Annotated in this window: 14 protein-coding genes; 9 read left to right on the top strand and 5 right to left on the bottom strand. The window is 72.3% G+C overall.

Features of this window, described 5'->3' with window-relative positions; all coding sequences use genetic code 11:
- The first annotated feature begins 1 nt into the window (after position 1).
- On the top strand, positions 2 to 1,189 hold the full coding sequence (locus tag NAEX_RS03515) for a trans-sulfuration enzyme family protein (RefSeq protein WP_245913605.1): 1,188 nt from the start codon (positions 2 to 4) through the stop codon (positions 1,187 to 1,189).
- 85 nt (positions 1,190 to 1,274) lie between these two features.
- Here the strand turns inward: NAEX_RS03515 and NAEX_RS03510 are convergent, their stop codons facing one another.
- Complete coding sequence (locus NAEX_RS03510; protein ID WP_096326100.1) at positions 1,275 to 2,819, bottom strand: response regulator; 1,545 nt, start codon at positions 2,817 to 2,819, stop codon at positions 1,275 to 1,277.
- Positions 2,816 to 4,717: an ATP-binding response regulator gene (locus NAEX_RS03505; RefSeq protein WP_177325900.1), complete on the bottom strand. Its 1,902-nt coding sequence runs from the start codon at positions 4,715 to 4,717 to the stop codon at positions 2,816 to 2,818. Before NAEX_RS03505 ends, NAEX_RS03510 begins: the two co-directional genes overlap by 4 nt.
- A 126-nt stretch (positions 4,718 to 4,843) precedes the next feature.
- Between NAEX_RS03505 and NAEX_RS03500 the strand changes: the two genes are divergently transcribed.
- From NAEX_RS03500 to NAEX_RS03480, 5 genes are all read left to right on the top strand, one after another.
- On the top strand, positions 4,844 to 5,458 hold the full coding sequence (locus NAEX_RS03500; protein WP_170135418.1) for a biliverdin-producing heme oxygenase: 615 nt from the start codon (positions 4,844 to 4,846) through the stop codon (positions 5,456 to 5,458).
- The gene (locus tag NAEX_RS03495) at positions 5,455 to 6,102 is read left to right on the top strand and encodes a cobalamin B12-binding domain-containing protein (RefSeq protein WP_096326098.1); all 648 of its coding nucleotides are present in this window, start codon (positions 5,455 to 5,457) and stop codon (positions 6,100 to 6,102) included. Before NAEX_RS03500 ends, NAEX_RS03495 begins: the two co-directional genes overlap by 4 nt.
- Positions 6,099 to 6,818, top strand: coding sequence for a hypothetical protein (locus NAEX_RS03490; protein WP_143140428.1), 720 nt, complete (start codon positions 6,099 to 6,101; stop codon positions 6,816 to 6,818). Before NAEX_RS03495 ends, NAEX_RS03490 begins: the two co-directional genes overlap by 4 nt.
- Before the next feature lie 594 nt (positions 6,819 to 7,412).
- A complete protein-coding gene (locus NAEX_RS03485) occupies positions 7,413 to 9,866 on the top strand; it encodes an acylase (protein ID WP_096326096.1) in 2,454 nt (817 codons plus the stop codon).
- 5 nt (positions 9,867 to 9,871) lie between these two features.
- Complete coding sequence (locus tag NAEX_RS03480; RefSeq protein WP_096326095.1) at positions 9,872 to 12,313, top strand: hypothetical protein; 2,442 nt, start codon at positions 9,872 to 9,874, stop codon at positions 12,311 to 12,313.
- Positions 12,314 to 12,394: 81 nt separating this feature from the next.
- On the opposite strand, the gene NAEX_RS03475 is transcribed toward NAEX_RS03480, so the two are convergent.
- The 3 genes from NAEX_RS03475 to NAEX_RS49530 are packed head-to-tail and all read right to left on the bottom strand — an operon-like array spanning position 12,395 to position 13,322.
- The gene (locus NAEX_RS03475; RefSeq protein ID WP_096326094.1) at positions 12,395 to 12,814 is read right to left on the bottom strand and encodes a hypothetical protein; all 420 of its coding nucleotides are present in this window, start codon (positions 12,812 to 12,814) and stop codon (positions 12,395 to 12,397) included.
- Positions 12,815 to 12,818: 4 nt separating this feature from the next.
- Positions 12,819 to 13,151 (bottom strand): divalent-cation tolerance protein CutA, encoded by a 333-nt coding sequence (gene cutA / locus NAEX_RS03470; protein ID WP_096326093.1) that lies wholly within the window; start codon positions 13,149 to 13,151, stop codon positions 12,819 to 12,821.
- Between the two features lie 30 nt (positions 13,152 to 13,181).
- Entirely contained in the window at positions 13,182 to 13,322 is a 141-nt protein-coding gene (locus NAEX_RS49530; protein ID WP_170135417.1) for a hypothetical protein, read from the bottom strand.
- A 637-nt stretch (positions 13,323 to 13,959) separates the two neighbouring features.
- Here NAEX_RS49530 and NAEX_RS49525 point away from each other — a divergent pair.
- The 3 genes from NAEX_RS49525 (at position 13,960) to NAEX_RS03455 (ending at position 16,147) form a co-directional block, all read left to right on the top strand.
- Positions 13,960 to 14,643: an FG-GAP-like repeat-containing protein gene (locus NAEX_RS49525; RefSeq protein ID WP_170135416.1), complete on the top strand. Its 684-nt coding sequence runs from the start codon at positions 13,960 to 13,962 to the stop codon at positions 14,641 to 14,643.
- Positions 14,644 to 14,817: 174 nt separating this feature from the next.
- Complete coding sequence (locus tag NAEX_RS03460; protein ID WP_096326091.1) at positions 14,818 to 15,420, top strand: hypothetical protein; 603 nt, start codon at positions 14,818 to 14,820, stop codon at positions 15,418 to 15,420.
- 22 nt (positions 15,421 to 15,442) lie between these two features.
- Positions 15,443 to 16,147 (top strand): hypothetical protein, encoded by a 705-nt coding sequence (locus NAEX_RS03455; RefSeq protein WP_096326090.1) that lies wholly within the window; start codon positions 15,443 to 15,445, stop codon positions 16,145 to 16,147.
- The last annotated feature ends 16 nt before the right edge of the window (positions 16,148 to 16,163 follow it).

Genomic DNA, 16,163 nt, shown 5'->3' with positions numbered 1-16,163 from the left:
CGTGACCGGGCCGTCTCGCCTCTCCACGCTCGCCGTCCACGCCGGCGAGCGCCATCCGAACCCCGACAACGCGATCGTGCCGCCGATCGCGTGCACAGCGACCTACACGTTCCGCGACACCGCGGAGCTGCGGGATCACTTCGAAGGTCGGGTCCAGCGCGAGGAGTACGGGCGCTACGGCAACCCCTCGGTGGCGGCGGTCGAGCGCAAGCTGGCGGCGCTCGAGGGGGCCGAGGACTGCGCGCTGTTCGGCAGCGGGATGGCGGCGATCTCGAGCGCGCTGTTCGCCCTGCTGCGCGGCGGGCAGCACGTGGTGCTGACGGCCGACGGCTACCGGCGCACGCGCCAGTTCGTGACCGGGTTCCTGCGCAAGTTCGGGGTCGAGGCGACGCTGGTCGAGCCAGGCGACTACGAGGCGCTGGCGGCGGCGATCGTGCCGGGCAAGACGCGGGTGCTGCTCGGGGAGTCGCCGACGAACCCGTACATGCGCGTGGTCGACCTCGACCGGCTGGCGGCGATCAAGGCCCAGCACCGCGGGTCGGGCCTGAAGATCGTGATCGACGCGACCTTCGCCACGCCGGTCAACCTGCAGCCGCTGCGGCGCGGCGCCGACCTGGTGGTCCACGCCGGCACGAAGTACCTCGGCGGTCACAACGACCTGCTGGCCGGGGCCGTGTGCGGCGACGCCGGGCTGGTCGGCGCGATCCGGGACCTCCGCGGGATGCTCGGCGGGGTGCTCGACGGCCACAGCGCCTACCTGCTGCACCGCGGGCTCAAGACCCTCACGCTCCGCGTCGAGCGGCAGAACGCCAGCGCGCTGCGGATCGCCGGCTTCCTCGAGGCGCACCCCGAGGTCGAGCGGGTGTTCTACCCCGGGCTGGCGTCGCACCCCGACCACGCGGTGGCGCGCGAGCAGATGCGCGGGTTCGGCGGGGTCGTCAGCTTCCTCGTCCGCGGCGACCTCGACCGCACGTCGCGCTTCATCGACCGCTGCCGGGTCCCGCGGATCGGCCCGTCGCTCGGCGGGGTCGAGAGCCTGATCGAGCAGCCGGCCCTGATGTCGTTCTACGAGCTGTCGACGGCCGAGCGCGAGGCGGTCGGGATCCGCGACAACCTGGTCCGCCTGGCCGTGGGCGTCGAGGACGTCGAGGACCTGATCGCCGACCTCGACCAGGCGCTGCGGGCCTGAAGGACAGGCGCGCAGGGACGTGCCCCTCGGGGCAGGTCCGAAGAGGCATGCCCCCCAGAGCATGCCCGTACGAACAGGCGCGTCCTCACGCCTTGGGCTGGGCCCCGGCGACGATCCGGCGCAGGTTGGCGAGCTGGATCGGCTTGACGACGTGCTCGTCGAAGCCGGCCTCGTGGGCGCGCTCGCGGTGCTCGGCCGAGCCGTAGCCGGACAGGGCGATCAGCACCGGCGAGGGGCCGTCGAGCTGGGCGCGGACGCGGCGGGCGACCTCGTAGCCGTCGATCCCGGGCAGGCCGATGTCGACGAAGGCGACGTCGGGCCGCTCGGCGAGGGCGCAGCGGACCGCCTCGAGGCCGTCGGCGGCCTCGGAGACCTCGTGGCCCTGCAGCTCGCACAGCTTGCGCAGCATCTTGCGGCCGTCCTCGTTGTCGTCGACGACGAGGATCCGGCGGCGAGGCGGGGCCGGCGGGGGCTCCGTCGGGGGGGCGGCGACGAGCTCCCGCCCGGCGTGCAGCGGCAGGCGGATCTTGAGCTCGGTGCCGAGGCCGAGGCCGTCGGAGGCGGCGGTGATGGTGCCGCCGTGCAGGTCGATGAGGCCCTTCGCCAGCGTCAGCCCGATCCCGAGCCCGCCGTGCGAGCGGTCGAGCGAGCGCGTGGCCTGGGCGAACAGGTCGAAGATCGCCGGCAGGGTGGCGGCGTCGATGCCGATGCCGTGGTCGCGCACGACCAGCTCGGCCTGGCCGTCGACCCGCGCGAGGCGGACCTCGATCGTGGTGCCGGGGTCGGAGTACTTGCTGGCGTTGTCGAGCAGATTGGTCAGCACCTGCTCGATGCGCCCGCTGTCGGCGGACACCTGCACCGGCCCCGGCGGGAGCTCGACGCGGATCACCTGCCGGCGCGGGTCGGCGACCCGCTGGCGCATGACGTCGACCACGCGCGCGACCAGCGGGGCGAGGTCGGTCGGCTCGCGGTGCAGCTCGATACGGCCGCGAGTGACGCGCGAGACGTCGAGCAGGTCGTCGACGAGCCGGGTCAGCAGGGCGAGCTGGCGCTGCATGATCTCGCGCGTCTGCTGCTCGAGCTCGTCGTGCGGCGGGAAGCGGTCGAGCACCGGCAGGCCCATGTGCAGCGCGGCCAGCGGGTTGCGCAGCTCGTGCGCCAGCATCGCCAGGAACTCGTCCTTGCGCCGGTCGGCCTCGACGAGCTGGCCGTTGCGCGCGACCAGGTTGGCCTCGGCCTCGTGGAGGCGGAGCAGGGCGCGCACGGTGGCGATCAAGTCCTGCGGTTCGAACGGCTGGGTGAGGTAGCCGTCGGCGCCGGCCTCGACGCCCTCGACGCGGTTGTTCGAGGTGACGAAGGTGGCGGAGGTGTGGAGGACCTTGATGTCCTTCGTGCGCGGGTCGGCCTTGAGCCGGCGGCAGACCTCGAGGCCGTCGATGTCGGGCAGGCGGACGTCGAGCACGACGAGGTCGGGCTTGGCCCGCGGGTCCTGGGCGAGCGCGAGCGCCTCGTGGCCGGTCGAGGCCTCGGCGACCTGCATGCCCGCGTTCTTGAGCATCTTCGAGACCACGTAGCGGTTGGCCACGTGGTCGTTGACGTTGAGAATTTGGGGTTTGCGGGTCTCCCTCACGCTCCACCTCGTTCGCTGCCCGGCGGCCGTTCGCGGATGCCGGCGTGCCGGAGCGCGTCGCGGATGCGGTTGATCGCCAGCTCGCGCGACAGGTGCTCCTTGGAAAGGATGGCCTCGGTGCTCTCCGCCAGCCGCCGGCGCTCCTCCACCGGGAGCGCGTGCGAGGTGACGATGATGACCGGGATCGGCCGCGTGCGCGGATCGGCCTTGAGCTGGTCGAGCACGTCGAACGCGGTCATGTTCGCGAGCAGGAAGTCGAGCAGGATGACGTCGGGGCGCTCGCTCCGCGCCAGCTGGACGCCGGTGGTGCCGTCGGCCGCCTCGAGCAGCTGGTACGGCGTGCTCTCGAGGAATTTCTTGATCAGGTAGCGCGCCGCCGGCTCGTCGTCGACGACCAGGACCTTGGCGCCGCGGCCGGAGGCGAGCGTGTGCAGCTTGCGGATCAGCTTGTCCTCGTCGACCGGCTTGAGCCAGAACTCGTCGGCGCCGAGGGCCCGCGACCGCGACTCGCGGTTCATCGCCGTGCACACCAGCACCGGGACGTCGTGCGTGGTCGGGTCGCGCTTGATGTCGGCGAGGAAGTTCGGCAGCGGCTGGAAGCCGGCCATCGACAGGTAGCGCTCGTAGACGAACACGGCGCTGCGATCGTCTTCGACCACCAGCACCGGCGCGCGCGTCGGATCGGGCTTCTTCGCGGCCTGCTCGAGCCGGCGGTAGGCGTCGTTCTCGGCGTGCTCGAGCGGCACGAAGACGGTGAAGATCGAGCCGGCCCCGGGGGTGCTGTCGAGCTCGATGCGGCCGCCGAGCGCCTCGGCCAGCTTCTTGGCCAGCGGCAGGCCGAGGCCGGCGCCGGTCGCCGCGCGCTGGAGGGCGCCGTCGATCTGTACGAACTCCTCGAACACCCGCGCGTGGTCCTCGGGGGCGATGCCGATGCCGGTGTCCTCGACGGCCACGCGGAGGTCGTCGTCCTCGACGACCGCCGACACGCGGACCACGCCGCGCTCGGTGAACTTGAGCGCGTTGGCGATCAGGTTGCGGAGGATCTGGGCCAGCTTGCCCTGATCGGTCTCGAGCTCGACGTCCGGCGCCGGCTCGAACACCAGCTCGACCGCGTGGTCGTCGCGGACCAGCGGGCGCATCGCCCCGCGCAGCGCCGACCAGAAGTCGCGCAGGGCGAAGCGGGCGGCCCGGATCGTGGCGTTGCCGGCGTCGAGCCGCGAAAGGTCGAGCATGTCGTCTATCATCCGCGACAGCTCCTCGGCCGAGTCGCGGATGAACGCGACCTGGGTCTGCTGCTCGTCGTTGAGCGGGCCGTCCGAGCCCGACAGCAGCAGGCGCGAGAGGCCGAGGATCGAGTGCAGCGGGGTGCGGAACTCGTGGCTGACGCCGGCGACCACGCGGCTCTTGATCTCGGCCGAGGTGCGCAGGCGATCGGCGTGCTGCTCGAGCTCGGCGTGCAGCGCCCGGACCGCCTTGTTCGACTCCTCGAGCCGGGTCTTCTGCCGCGCGAGCTGGCGGTTGAGGTTGACGATATCGGTGACGGCGCGGGCGGCCTCGTGGATCGCGTCGGCCAAGTCCTGCGGCAGGAAGCTGGCGACCAGGGCGATGCGAGCTTCGGCCGGCCGCGCCGAGAACGACAGCGTCACCGGCTTGCCCGCGAGCACCAGCGCGAGCTCCCAGGCGGTCACCCGCTCCTCGGCCGCCCTGCGCAGCAGCTCGTCGAGCTTCTCCTCGCAGCCCGGCACCACCGCCGCGCGGAGGTCGGTGGCGACCTGGAGCCCGTGCCGTTGGGCTCGCGCGTCCGCCCACTCGATCCGGCCGTCGGGGGTCACGACCAGCGCGAGCTCGCGGCTGAGCGCTTCGATCGTGGCTGCCAGCGAGTCGGTCAGGGCGTGCATACGGCTGAGCGCGGAGGCTCTCCCCTGTGTGGCGCATCCACAAGCTCGCGTCGACCCGTGATGTAAAAATGTTAGGTAAGTCACCCGTCGCTTGACCCGGCGCCGATCGCGGGGCACGGTGGGAACGTGAACCCGGTCTGCGAACCTCTTCGCCGGCTCAAGGACGACACGGCGGCGCTCCACCTGCGCGCGGAGCTCCATGTGCGGATCCTCGACGCCGACGCGACGCTGACCGACTACCGCGACTACCTCGCGGCGATGCTGGGGTACCACGCGCCGCTCGAAGACCTGCTGGGGGCGCACGACGGGCTCGGCGCCGCCGGGTTCGACGCGCCGCGGCGGCGCAGGGCGCCGATGCTGGCGGCCGATCTCTGCGCCCTGAGCGACGACCCCAGGGAGGTCCCCCGGTGTACGGCGTTGCCCGCGGTGACCTCGCTGGCGCGCGCGCTCGGGGTCGCGTACGTGCTCGAGGGTTCGACGCTCGGCGGGCGCTACATCCTCGCCAGGCTGCCGCCGGCGCTGGCGGGCCTGCGCGGGCACGCCACCGCGTTTCTGACCGGCCACGGGCCCGAGACCGGCGCCCGCTGGCGGGACTTCGCGGCGATCGTCGCGCGCGAGCTGAACACGCCGGCCGCCGAGGCCGAGGCGGTGGCCGGCGCCCGCGAGACGTTCGAGCGGCTGATCGACTGGTTGGCGCCGCGGACCCGGGCGGCCGGCGCGGCGCTGCGGGAGGCGTCGTGACGCCTGCGCTCGCGCAGCTGCGCGAGCGTTATCTGCGGGCCCAACTGGCCGGCGATCGCCGCGAGGCGGTGCGCCTGCTGCTCGAGGACGGGCTGGGGTCGGGGGCGCAGATCGACGAGCTGCAGGTCCACGTCATCCGCGCGGCGCAGGACGAGATCGGGCGGCTGTGGCAGCTCAACCGCGTGAGCATCGCCCAGGAGCACATGGCGACGGCGATCTCCCACCTCTCGTTGGCGGCGCTGTTCGAGCGCGCCACGCCGAAGCCGCCGCTCGACGAGCGCGTGCTGCTGGCGTGCGTCGAGGGCGAGCTCCACGAGCTGCCGGCGCGCATGGTCGCCGACGCGCTCGAGCTCGAGGGCTTCGACGTGCGCTACCTCGGCGCCAACGTGCCGACCCGCGACCTCGTCGCGGCGGTCCAGGACGAGCGGCCGGACCTGATCGGCCTGTCGGTGACGATGAGCTTCAACCTGCCGGCGCTGCGGACCGCGGTGGCCCGCGTGCGCGAGGTCAGCGACAGGCCGATGTTCATCGGCGGGCACGCGACGCGCTGGTCGCCGGGCCTGGCGCGCGAGCTCGACGTGACGCAGGTGGGCGACGCCGAGCTGGTGGCGACGGCGCGCCGCCTCGTGGGGGTGGAGCCATGATTCGTCACGAAGCCTTGATCGGCCGGCTCGAGGCGGCCTGCGACCGCCTCGGCGAGCGCGTGCTCGGCGAGATGTACGCCGACCCGTTCTGGCGCGAGCGCTTCGGCGAGCGCGCCGACAAGCACGGCCGCCAGGACAACCGCTTTCACGTGCAGTACCTGCAGCAGGCGCTGGCCGACGACGACCCCGCGGTGATCGCCAACTACGCGCGCTGGCTGCAGCAGGTGCTGACGGCCCGCGGCATGTGCACGCTGCACCTGGCCGAGAACTTCGAGCGCCTGGCCGTGGCCGTCGCCGACGAGCGCTGGCCCGACGGACAGGCCGCGGTCGACCTGCTGCAGGCCGCCAAGGCGGCGCTCGCGTACCCCGACGGGCTGGCGGGCGAGGTGCAGCGCCGCGCCGACACGATCGTCCTGGCCGCCGCGGTCACGCTCTCGACCGCCGGCGAAGACGAACCCCTGCCGGTCGCGGAGCTCGCCACGCTGGTATCCTACTGCGCCGACGCGCTCGCGCTGACCTCGCCGCGGGCGCTCGCCGACCACGCGACCTGGCTGGCCGGCTACCTCGAGCGCCGCGGCGTCCCGCGATCCCGCCTGGTCCGCCGCCTCGACGCCATCCGCGCGGCGATCGAGCAGCTGCTCCCCGGCGAGCCCGCGATCGCCGAGCTGTTCGACGCGGCGCTCCCGGCCGCGTGGGGCGAGCGTTTCTCTGGTTGAACGGACATGTCCGGGACGACATGTCTTATGCGCCAGGCGGGAGAGCCGCGAGAGGCGGGCTCGCGCCGTCTGAACGGGCATGTCTCGCGGGACATGCTCCGAGCGCCAGTCGCTTCGGTCGCGAGAGGCGGGCCCGCGCCGTCGGAACGGGCATGTCTCGCGGGGACATGCTCCGAGCGCCAGTCGCTTCGGCCGCGAGAGGCGGGCCCGCGCCGTCCAGACGGGCATGTCTCGCGGGACATGCTCCGAGCGCCCGTCGGGGCGGCCGCGAGGCAGGCCGCGGCACCGCGATGTTCGGGTCCGCCGACCGCCGACGCGGCCGGCGCGACGGGCCTGGAGGCTCGAAGCGAGCCGGCCGGGCGCCGCGGCAGCCGGCCGGCTCGCGCGTGAGGAACCGAGGCAAAGGGCGACCGCAGGCCGGGTGCTCGCGGTCGTGGAGCCCCACCCACGCGCAAAAGGCGGGGGATCGCCCGCGCCATGATTCCGGTGCGCGCGTCGTTCGGCCCCGAACGGTCGCGCTGCCCGGGGCCGCGGCGCTCCGGCGAGGGCGGCGCGCTTGCGCGGCTCTGCGGCGGCGCGTTAGCCTGACGGGCGATGTTGCGCAAGCTCGCCGTCCTCGCGCTGGCCCCGCTGTTCGCCTGCGGTTCGACCCATCCCACCCCCACCGAGACGGACGGAGCGAGCTCGACCGGTGACAGCGACACCGCGGGGACCACCGGGGAGCCGAGGTACCGCGCGACGATCCGGCGCACCAGCTTCGGGATCGCGCACATCCAGGCCGACGACCTCGGCAGCGCGCTGTTCGGCCAGGCCTACGCGTTCGCGCAGGACCACGCGTGTACGCTGGCCGACCAGATCGTCAAGGTCCGCTCGGAGCGGGCCAAGTACTTCGGCCGCGGCGACGGCGACGCCCACCTGACCAGCGACTTCGCCTACCTCGCGCTCGAGGTCGGGCCGCGGGCCCAGCGGATGTGGGACGCGGCGCCGGCCGACGTCAAGGAGGCGATCGAGGGCTACGCGGCCGGGTACAATCAATACCTGCGCGACACGCCGCCCGGCGCGCTGCCGGCCGATTGCGCGGGGGCGCCGTGGGTGAAGGAGATCGAGGCGCTCGACCTGGTCCGCTATTACGTCGACCTCGGGCTGCTCGGCAGCAGCAATCAACTGGCGGGCTACATCGGCACGGCGCAGCCGCCCGGGTCGCCGCTGAAGCTGCCGGGCGGGCCGCTCGCGGGCCTCGGCACGCTGACGAGCGGCGGCTTCGGCAGCAACGGCTGGGCCCTCGGCGCCGACAAGACCGAGAGCGGCGGCGGCATCGTCGTCGCCAACCCGCACTTCCCGTGGACCGGCGAGCTCAAGTTGTGGGAGAGCCACGTGACGGTGCCGGGCGAGATCAACATCTACGGCGTCGGCCTGATGGGCGTGCCCGGGGTGCTGATCGGCTTCAACGACGAGCTCGGGTGGACGCACACGTTCTCGTCGGGCACGCGCTTCACGTTCTACAAGCTGACCCTCGACCCGAACGACCCGACCGCCTACCTGTACGACGGGACATCCCGGCCGATGACCGCCAAGACCTTCGAGGTCGAGGTCGCCGGCGGCGAGAAGGTGTCGCGCACGCTGTGGTACAGCCATTACGGGCCGATGCTCAACGTCGATCCGATCGGCTGGTCGACCGACGTCGCGCTGACCTACCGCGACGCCAACATCGAAAATCCGCGGCTCATCGAGCAGTTCCTCGGCATGGACCGGGCGAACAGCCTCGACGCGTTCAAGCAGGTCTATCAGGACGTGCAGGGCATCCCGTGGGTCAACACGATGGCCGCCGACAAGCACGGCAACGCCTGGTACGCCGACGCCTCGGCGACCGCCCAGATCTCCGAGGCCGCGATCGCCGGCTGGCAGGCGGCCATCGAGGACGACTTCCTCACCGGCCTGCTGTATCAGCAGGGCGGCCTGGTGGTGCTCGACGGCAGCGACTCGACCTACGAGTGGCAGGACAGCGGCGACGCGCGCGCGCCCGGGCTGGTGCCGTTTTCGGACATGCCGCAGCTCGACCGCCGCGACTTCGTGTTCAACGCCAACGACTCGTACTGGCTGGCCAACCCGGCCGCGCCGCTCGAGGGCTTCTCGCCGCTGCACGGGGCCGAGCGCGCGCCGCAGTCGCCGCGCACGCGGATGAACGCGATGCTGCTGCAGAACGAGGCGCCGTTCGTCGCGGCCGGCGAGGACGGGACGTTCACGCTGGCGGAGATCCAGGCGGCGATCCAGGGCAACCACTCGCTGACCGCCGAGCTGGTGCTCACCGATCTGCTCGCACGCTGCGACGCGCAGCACCTGGTCGAGGTCGCCGGCAGCGTCGTCGACCTGCGCACGATCTGCCAGCTGCTCGGCGCGTGGGACCGGCGCTTCGACCCCGACAGCGTCGGCGCGGTGCTGTTCCGCGAGTACCTCGCGGCCTACGGGGCAGACTCGGTGCTCGACCGCGGCTCGCTGTTCAGCGCGCCGTTCGACCCCGACGACCCGATCCACACCCCGCACACGCTGATCACCCCGGCCGAGGGCCAGGTCGACGGCGCCCTGGTCGCGCTCGGCGAGGCGGTGGTGAACCTCCGCACCGCCGGCGTGCCGCTGTCGGCCCCGCTCAAGCAATTGCAGCGAGCGCCGCGCGGCAGCGTCGAGATCGGGGTCCACGGCGGGTTCGCCAAGGAGGGCATCGCCAACGTGGTCGGCTACAACGCCGGCCTCAACTCGACGCTGCTGCCCAAGGTGTACCGGCCCGAGACGATCGACGGCACCGCCGGCCTGACCGAGCGCGGCTACGTGATCAACTACGGCTCGTCGTTCGTGATGGCGGTCGAGCTCTTGCCCGACGGGCCGCGCGGCGAGGCGTTCTTGACCTACTCGCAGTCGGAGGACCCGCGCTCGCCCCACTTCCGCGACCAGACCGAGCTGTTCGCGCGCAAGCAGTGGCGCCCGCTGCTGTTCCGCGAGGCCGACATCGCCGCCGACCCCAACCTGCGCGAGACCGTGGTCGAGGGCGGGTGAGGCCGATGCGCGCGCTCTTCCTCTACGCCGGGATCGCCCTGGTCGCGGGCTCGACGCTCGCGCTCGAGATCTTGCTGACGCGGATCACCAGCGTGATCGCGTGGTACCACCTGTCGTTCTTCGTCATCGCCCTGGCGATGCTCGGCATGACCGCGGGCGCGATCTACGTGTTCATGCGGCCAGGTCGCTTCGGCCAGGCGGTGCTCCACCGCCGGCTCGCCCGCAGCTCGGCGCTGTTCGCCGCGCTGGCGCCCCTGGCGGTCGCGTGGACGATGTCCGGGCCGCTCCTGCCGGTCACCGACCTGATGGGCTTCTTCGCCCTGCTCGGCTTCGGCGCGGCCCTGGCGGTCCCGTTCGCGGCCGCCGGCGTGGCGCTGACGCTGGCGCTGACCCGCACCGGCCTGCCGCCGGGCCGCGCCTACGGCTGCGACCTGCTCGGCGCCGCGGCCGGCTGCGGGCTCGTGATCCCGCTGCTCGACGCGGTCGACGCCGCCAGCGCGGTGCTGGTGGTCGGCGCGGTCGCGGCGCTCGGCGCCCTGGCCTTTGCGACATGTGACGAAGACCCTGGCGAAAAGCGCAGGTCCCTCGGGACATGTGGGGCGCTGGCGCTGGCGCTGCTCGCGTTCGCCGGCCTCAACGCGAGCGCCGAGGCGCCGCCGCTGCGCCCGGCGTGGGTCAAGGGCCTGCGCGAGGACCCGCGCGAGTTCATGCACGTGGCCTGGAACACGCACTCGCGGGTCACGGTCGGCGCCGAGATCGCGCTGCCGCCGTACCTGTGGGCGCCCGGGCGCAACATGCCGCTGGCGGCGCGGGCGCCGATCCAGCAGCGGGTGCTGAAGATCGACGGGGCGGCGGCGACGATGATGGCCGAAGGGTCAGGTTCGGACCACGCCTACCTCGACTGGGACCTCAGCACGTTCGCCCACCGGCTGCGCCCGCACGGGCCCGCGGCGGTGATCGGCGTCGGCGGCGGGCGCGACGTGCTGGCGGCGCTGCGCAGCGGCCACGCGCCGGTGGTCGGCGTCGAGCTCAACGCGGCGATCGTCGACCTGCACCGGCGCTCGATGGCCGACTTCTCGACCATCGCGTCGCGCCCGGGCGTCGAGCTGCACACCGACGAGGCGCGCAGCTTCTTCTCGCGCGACCGCCGGCAGTACGAGGTCATCACGATGTCGCTGATCGACACCTGGGCCTCGACCGGCGCAGGGGCGTACAGCCTGTCGGAGAACGGGCTGTACACGGTCGAGGGCTGGCTGGTGTTCCTGCGCCGCCTGGCCCCGACCGGGGTGTTCACGGTGTCGCGCTGGTACAAGAAGGAGTCGCCCGGCGAGACCGCCCGCATGGTCGCGCTGGCGATGGAGGCGCTGTGGCAGCTCGGGGTCGAAGAGCCGCGCGCGCACCTCTTGCTGCTGCAGATCGAGAGCGTGGCGACGCTCCTGGTCTCGCCGACGCCGTTCAGCAAGGAGGACCTCGACCTCATGCAGCGCGAGGCGGTCCGGATCGGCGTCAACATGGTGCTCACGCCGCGCCGCCTGCCGGCCCAGCCGCTGCTCGCCGAGCTCGGGGCGATCGAGGACCGCGCGGCGCTGTGGCAGTGGGCGTCGCGGCAGACGCTCGACCTGACGCCGCCGACCGACGACCGCCCGTTCTTCTTCAACATGCTGAAGCCCGGCAGCTGGCTCGAAGGCCAGGAGGACATCCGCGAGCTCGACCTCGGGTTCCTCGGCAACCTGCAGGCGACGCAGACGCTGGTGTACGCGACGCTGGTCAGCCTGCTGCTGACGCTGGCCGCGCTGCTCGGGCCGCTGGTGGCCCGGCCGGCGGCGACGGGCGAGGAGCCGCGCCCGCAGCCGGCGACCGGCGGGCTGGTGCCGGCGACCCTGGCGGCGGCGCTGGCCTACTTCGCGCTGATCGGCCTCGGCTTCATGTTCGTCGAGATCGCGCTGCTGTCGCAGGTCGGGGTGTTCGTCGGCCACCCGACGCTGTCGCTGGCGGTGGTGCTCGGCGGCATCATCCTCTCGGCCGGCGTCGGCAGCCTGCTCAGCGGCAAGCTGCCGGTCGAGCGCGGCGGCGCGATCGCGTGGCTGTTCCCGCTGATCCCGGCGCTGATGGTGGTGGCGGTCCGCCTGGCGACCGGCCCTGTCACCGAGAGCTTCGCCGGCGCCGAGACGGCCGTGCGCGTGCTGCTGTCGATCGCCCTCATCGCCCCGCCCGCCCTCGGGATGGGCATCTGCTTCCCGCTCGGCCTCCGACTGGTCGAAAGGGCAGGCGGCCACGCGGTCACGCCGTGGCTGTGGGGCATCAACGGCGCCTTCGGCGTGTGCGCCAGCGGCCTGGCCCTCGGGACATCCATGACGTGGGGGATCTCGACGACGATGGCCGTCGGGGCCGGCTGCTACCTCGGGCTGGTCGCGTGCGCGCGCAAGCTCGTGCGCGCAGGGGCGTGACGGCGTTTGCGCTCGTCGCAGGCGCATTCACGCGGGCGACCGGTCGACAGCCTGTACGAAAGTGCAGGTTGTGACGCGCGCTCAATCCGGGTCTAGACGTACAAGGGTCGCGCGCAGAACGCCGAGGGCGAGGCAGGCGACGAGCATAGAGATTGTGCCGGCGCGCTCGGCAGCGCCCCAGGGAGGATCTCGCATGGCGACGAGCATCGCCGAGAGGGCGAGGATGCAGAGCCCGTCGCTGACGAAGTGCCCCGGCGTGCGTGTGCCGACCTCCTCGCTGCCGGCTCGCGCCGTGGCGATCGTGCGCCGTCCGGCGCGGATCCGCCGGACGAGGATCCAGTGGCCGCCGATGGCGACGGCGAGGCACAGGAGGAGACCCGCGCCATCCTCGGCGGAGACGCCGCGGACGACGCCGGCGATCACGGCTCCGGTCGCCAGCACGGCGAACATCTGAACCAGCAGATCCAGGAGGATGGCGAGGACGGCGAACAGCGCGGGCATGACGTCAACCCGGCCGGGTCACCGCGCGCAGCCATTGCAGGTAGGGCTCGCCGCAGGCGCTCGGCTGGAGGGCGACGACCTTGGGGACCGTGTACGGGTGGACCTCGGGGATCGCGGCGTAGAGGGCGTCGAGGCGGTCGGGCGTGGTCTCCATGACGACGAGGGCCTCGTCGTCGCTGCAGATCTGGCCCTCCCACCAGTAGCGCGAGCGCACCAGCGGGATGATGTTGCCGCAGCCGACGAGGCGCCGCTCGAGCAGCGCGAGGAGGATCTTCTCGGCCTGGTCGGGAGGACAGGTCATGAGGATCACGTGGATGTCGGGGGAGCCGCCGTGCATGGCCCGAGCGTAGCGCAAGATCGGGCGGCGTCAGCAGACGCAGCTGCAAGCGGCCGGCGGCTCGGGATCTTCGTCGAGGCATTGCTGCCAGCCGTCGGGCTCGACGCCGCAGGTGCCGCCGATGTGGTTCACGATGTCGAAGGTGCCGTCGCCGAGGTCGCGGATGTACACGCGCTCGTGATCGGGACAGCCGCTCGCGAAGCAGCCGTCGCCGACGTAGTGGCCCGGCAGGCAGGCATGTTCCCATCGTACCGGATCCCCCGGCCGGGGCGAGCCCGCGGGGAGCGATGATATGTCTTTATGGCCAGGTTGTTTGCACTCGACGGCCGCCCGCAGGCGCGCAATCCCGCGCGACCGGCCGCGCGCCGCGCTTGCCCGCGCCAGGGCCTGGCGAGTAACCTGCCGCAATGGGGCGTGGGCTTGTGCTGGGGTTCGTCGGCGTCGTCGCCTGTGGTCCGACCCCGCCGCCGGCGAACGATACGGAGGGCGGCAGCATGGGCACGAGCGGGGGCTCGACGAGCGGGCTGCCGCCGCTGACGAGCGGCGGGCCGACGAGCCCGCTGCCGAGCACCGACCCGACGCTGACGAGCGGCCCGGTGCGACCACCGAGCCGCCGACGACCGGGATCGAGACGACGACCGGGGTCGAGACGACGTCGCCGACGACGCCGACGACGATCACCTCGACCACCGGCGACACGACCGACGGGGGCGATTGCGCCGAGTCGCGCGGCTGTCCCCTGGACCAGGTGTGTGTGGCCGGCGCGTGCGTGCCGGTGCATGGGCTGCCGAGCTGCCCGGTCGAATCGATGGTCACGTCGAGCTTCCCGCTGGTGCACGCGCCGAGCTCGGTGGTGGTCGCGGATTTCGACGGCGACACCGACCTCGACATCGCCACCGGCGCGCCCGGGCTCTCGCGGATCGAGGTGCAGCTCAACTCGGGGTCCGGCGATTTCGTCCCCGGCTCGCCGATCGGCCTGATGCCGGCGACCGGCGAACTACACCTCGCCGCCGGCGACGTCGACGGCGACGGCGACCCCGATCTGGCGGCGGCCCAGCAGGTCCCGAGCGACGTCAACGTGCTGATCGGGCAGGCCGGCCAGTGGATGGTCACCCCGACGCTCGACGCAGTGAGCGGGACCCGGCGGGTCCACTTCGCCGACGGCGACGGCGACGGCATCCGCGATTTGGTGACGATCTGCGAGACGAGCCCGACGGTCGCCACGTGGACGTCGACGGCGTTCACCGGCGGTCTCCTGGCCGACTTCGACGGCGACGGTCGCCTCGATCTGATCGCCGTCGGCGAGCTGCCCGCGGTCTCGGTGCTGCGCGGAGACGGCGACGGCGGGTTCGTCTGCGAGCAGGTGTTCGAGCTCGAGGCGCCGACGACCCGCGATTTGCTCGCGGCCGGCGACGTCGACGGCGACGGTCGGATGGAGATCGTCGCGGGTGAGCCTGATCTGCTCGAGATCCAGATCGTCACGACGCTGTGAGGCCGTCGCTCGATTGCGCGTACACGGATGCGAATACGCGGAGCAGCGGGCCTGTGTCGCAATGCCGATGGGCAGTAGTGCGCAGCGCGAAACTGCGCTGCGCAGGCGCTCGGCTTGACACGGCTGCGCGGCCGGTCGGATAAGGCTTGGCGGCCTTTGGCGGCCCTCGCACTTATGGCGAAACCGATCATCGTCACCTGGGGCGGCGTGCAGTCGACCTTCGATCACGAGAAGCTCGACCGCGCCAAGCTGTACGGCAAGCGTCAGCGACAGATCCTCGACCCCCACGAGCAGCGCTGCGAGCGGGCCGAGCTGTCGCGCGACGGCACGCTGTTGATCCGCTCGGGGATGACCGCGCAGGGCTACTTCGACGAGAGCAACGCGTGGATCCCGAACAGCAAGCTGGTCGGGCTCGACGCCGACGGCAACCCGCTGCCGCACATCGGCAGCACGCTCGGCGAGCCGCAGAAGCTCGAGGGCCCGGTCGAGCCGGGCGAGCTGCTCGACCTGGCGGTGCGCTCGGTCTACACGCTCGACCCGAACGGGCTCGACCCCAAGCTCGAGGGCGAGCTGCGGGCCGGCAAGGTGTTCCGCTTCGTGTTCTCCTACCGCGGCGGCTACGACACCGAGCTCGCCTACCTGGTGTGCAACGGCGGCGCCTACTTCGCGCTGGTCGGCTCGCCGGCGGTCAGCGAGTGGTGCGAGCTGCAGACCACGGTGACCGACGATCCGGGCGGCGACGACGACGGCGACGAGCTCGACTTCGAGATGTTCTGAGGGACAGGTCAGGGAGACAGCCATGCGCAAGATCCAGCTGATGAACGAGGAGAAGCGCGACGCCACGCTCGCGCTCGAGTCGGTCAAGGAGAAGCAGGGGCCGGTGTCCGGCGTGCCCGGCAAGAAGCTCGAGTTCCGCCGCTACCTGGCGACGACCGAGGCGGGGACCTACGCCAAGCTGAGCGCGATGCCGGGCGACCTGGCGCAGGCGTTGATCGACGGCGACCCGGAGATCGACATCGAGCAGGTCGGCAAGCAGGTCGGCGACACGCAGACGGTGTTCCTGTCGAGCAAGGGCGAGGTGCTGCACGCCTCGCCGAAGCTGGTCGACGTGCTGTTCGGGCCCGACGGGACCGAGCGCGAGCGCAAGCCGGCGGCCGACATCCCGGCCAACACCAACGAGAAGGAGTCGCCGGTGCGGTTCACCAACCGGCGCATGCCGAAGGCCGAGGTGGTGACCAAGTTCGCGTTCCGCCGCACCATCCAGATCAAGCACGTCGACGGCCTGTCGTTCGACTTCCTGTACAAGATGGCGAAGGAGCTGCACGACAAGGGCGAGCTGGCGCTGCTCGGCGCCGGCAGCAAGGGCCGCGACCCGCTGATCTTCCAGGAGAACGGCACGCCGTACCGCGGCTTCCTCGAGGGCCGCGTCGACGGCCAGAAGTACAAGCTGCTGCTCCACCTCTCGAACCTCGAGCTGCGCGCCCCGGGTGCGGCGTCGACCTGACCTTTCGGACAGACTG

This window comes from Nannocystis exedens (assembly GCF_002343915.1).
Classification (GTDB): Bacteria; Myxococcota_A; Polyangia; order Nannocystales; family Nannocystaceae; genus Nannocystis; species Nannocystis exedens.
This window is presented reverse-complemented; position numbering and strand designations above follow the sequence as displayed.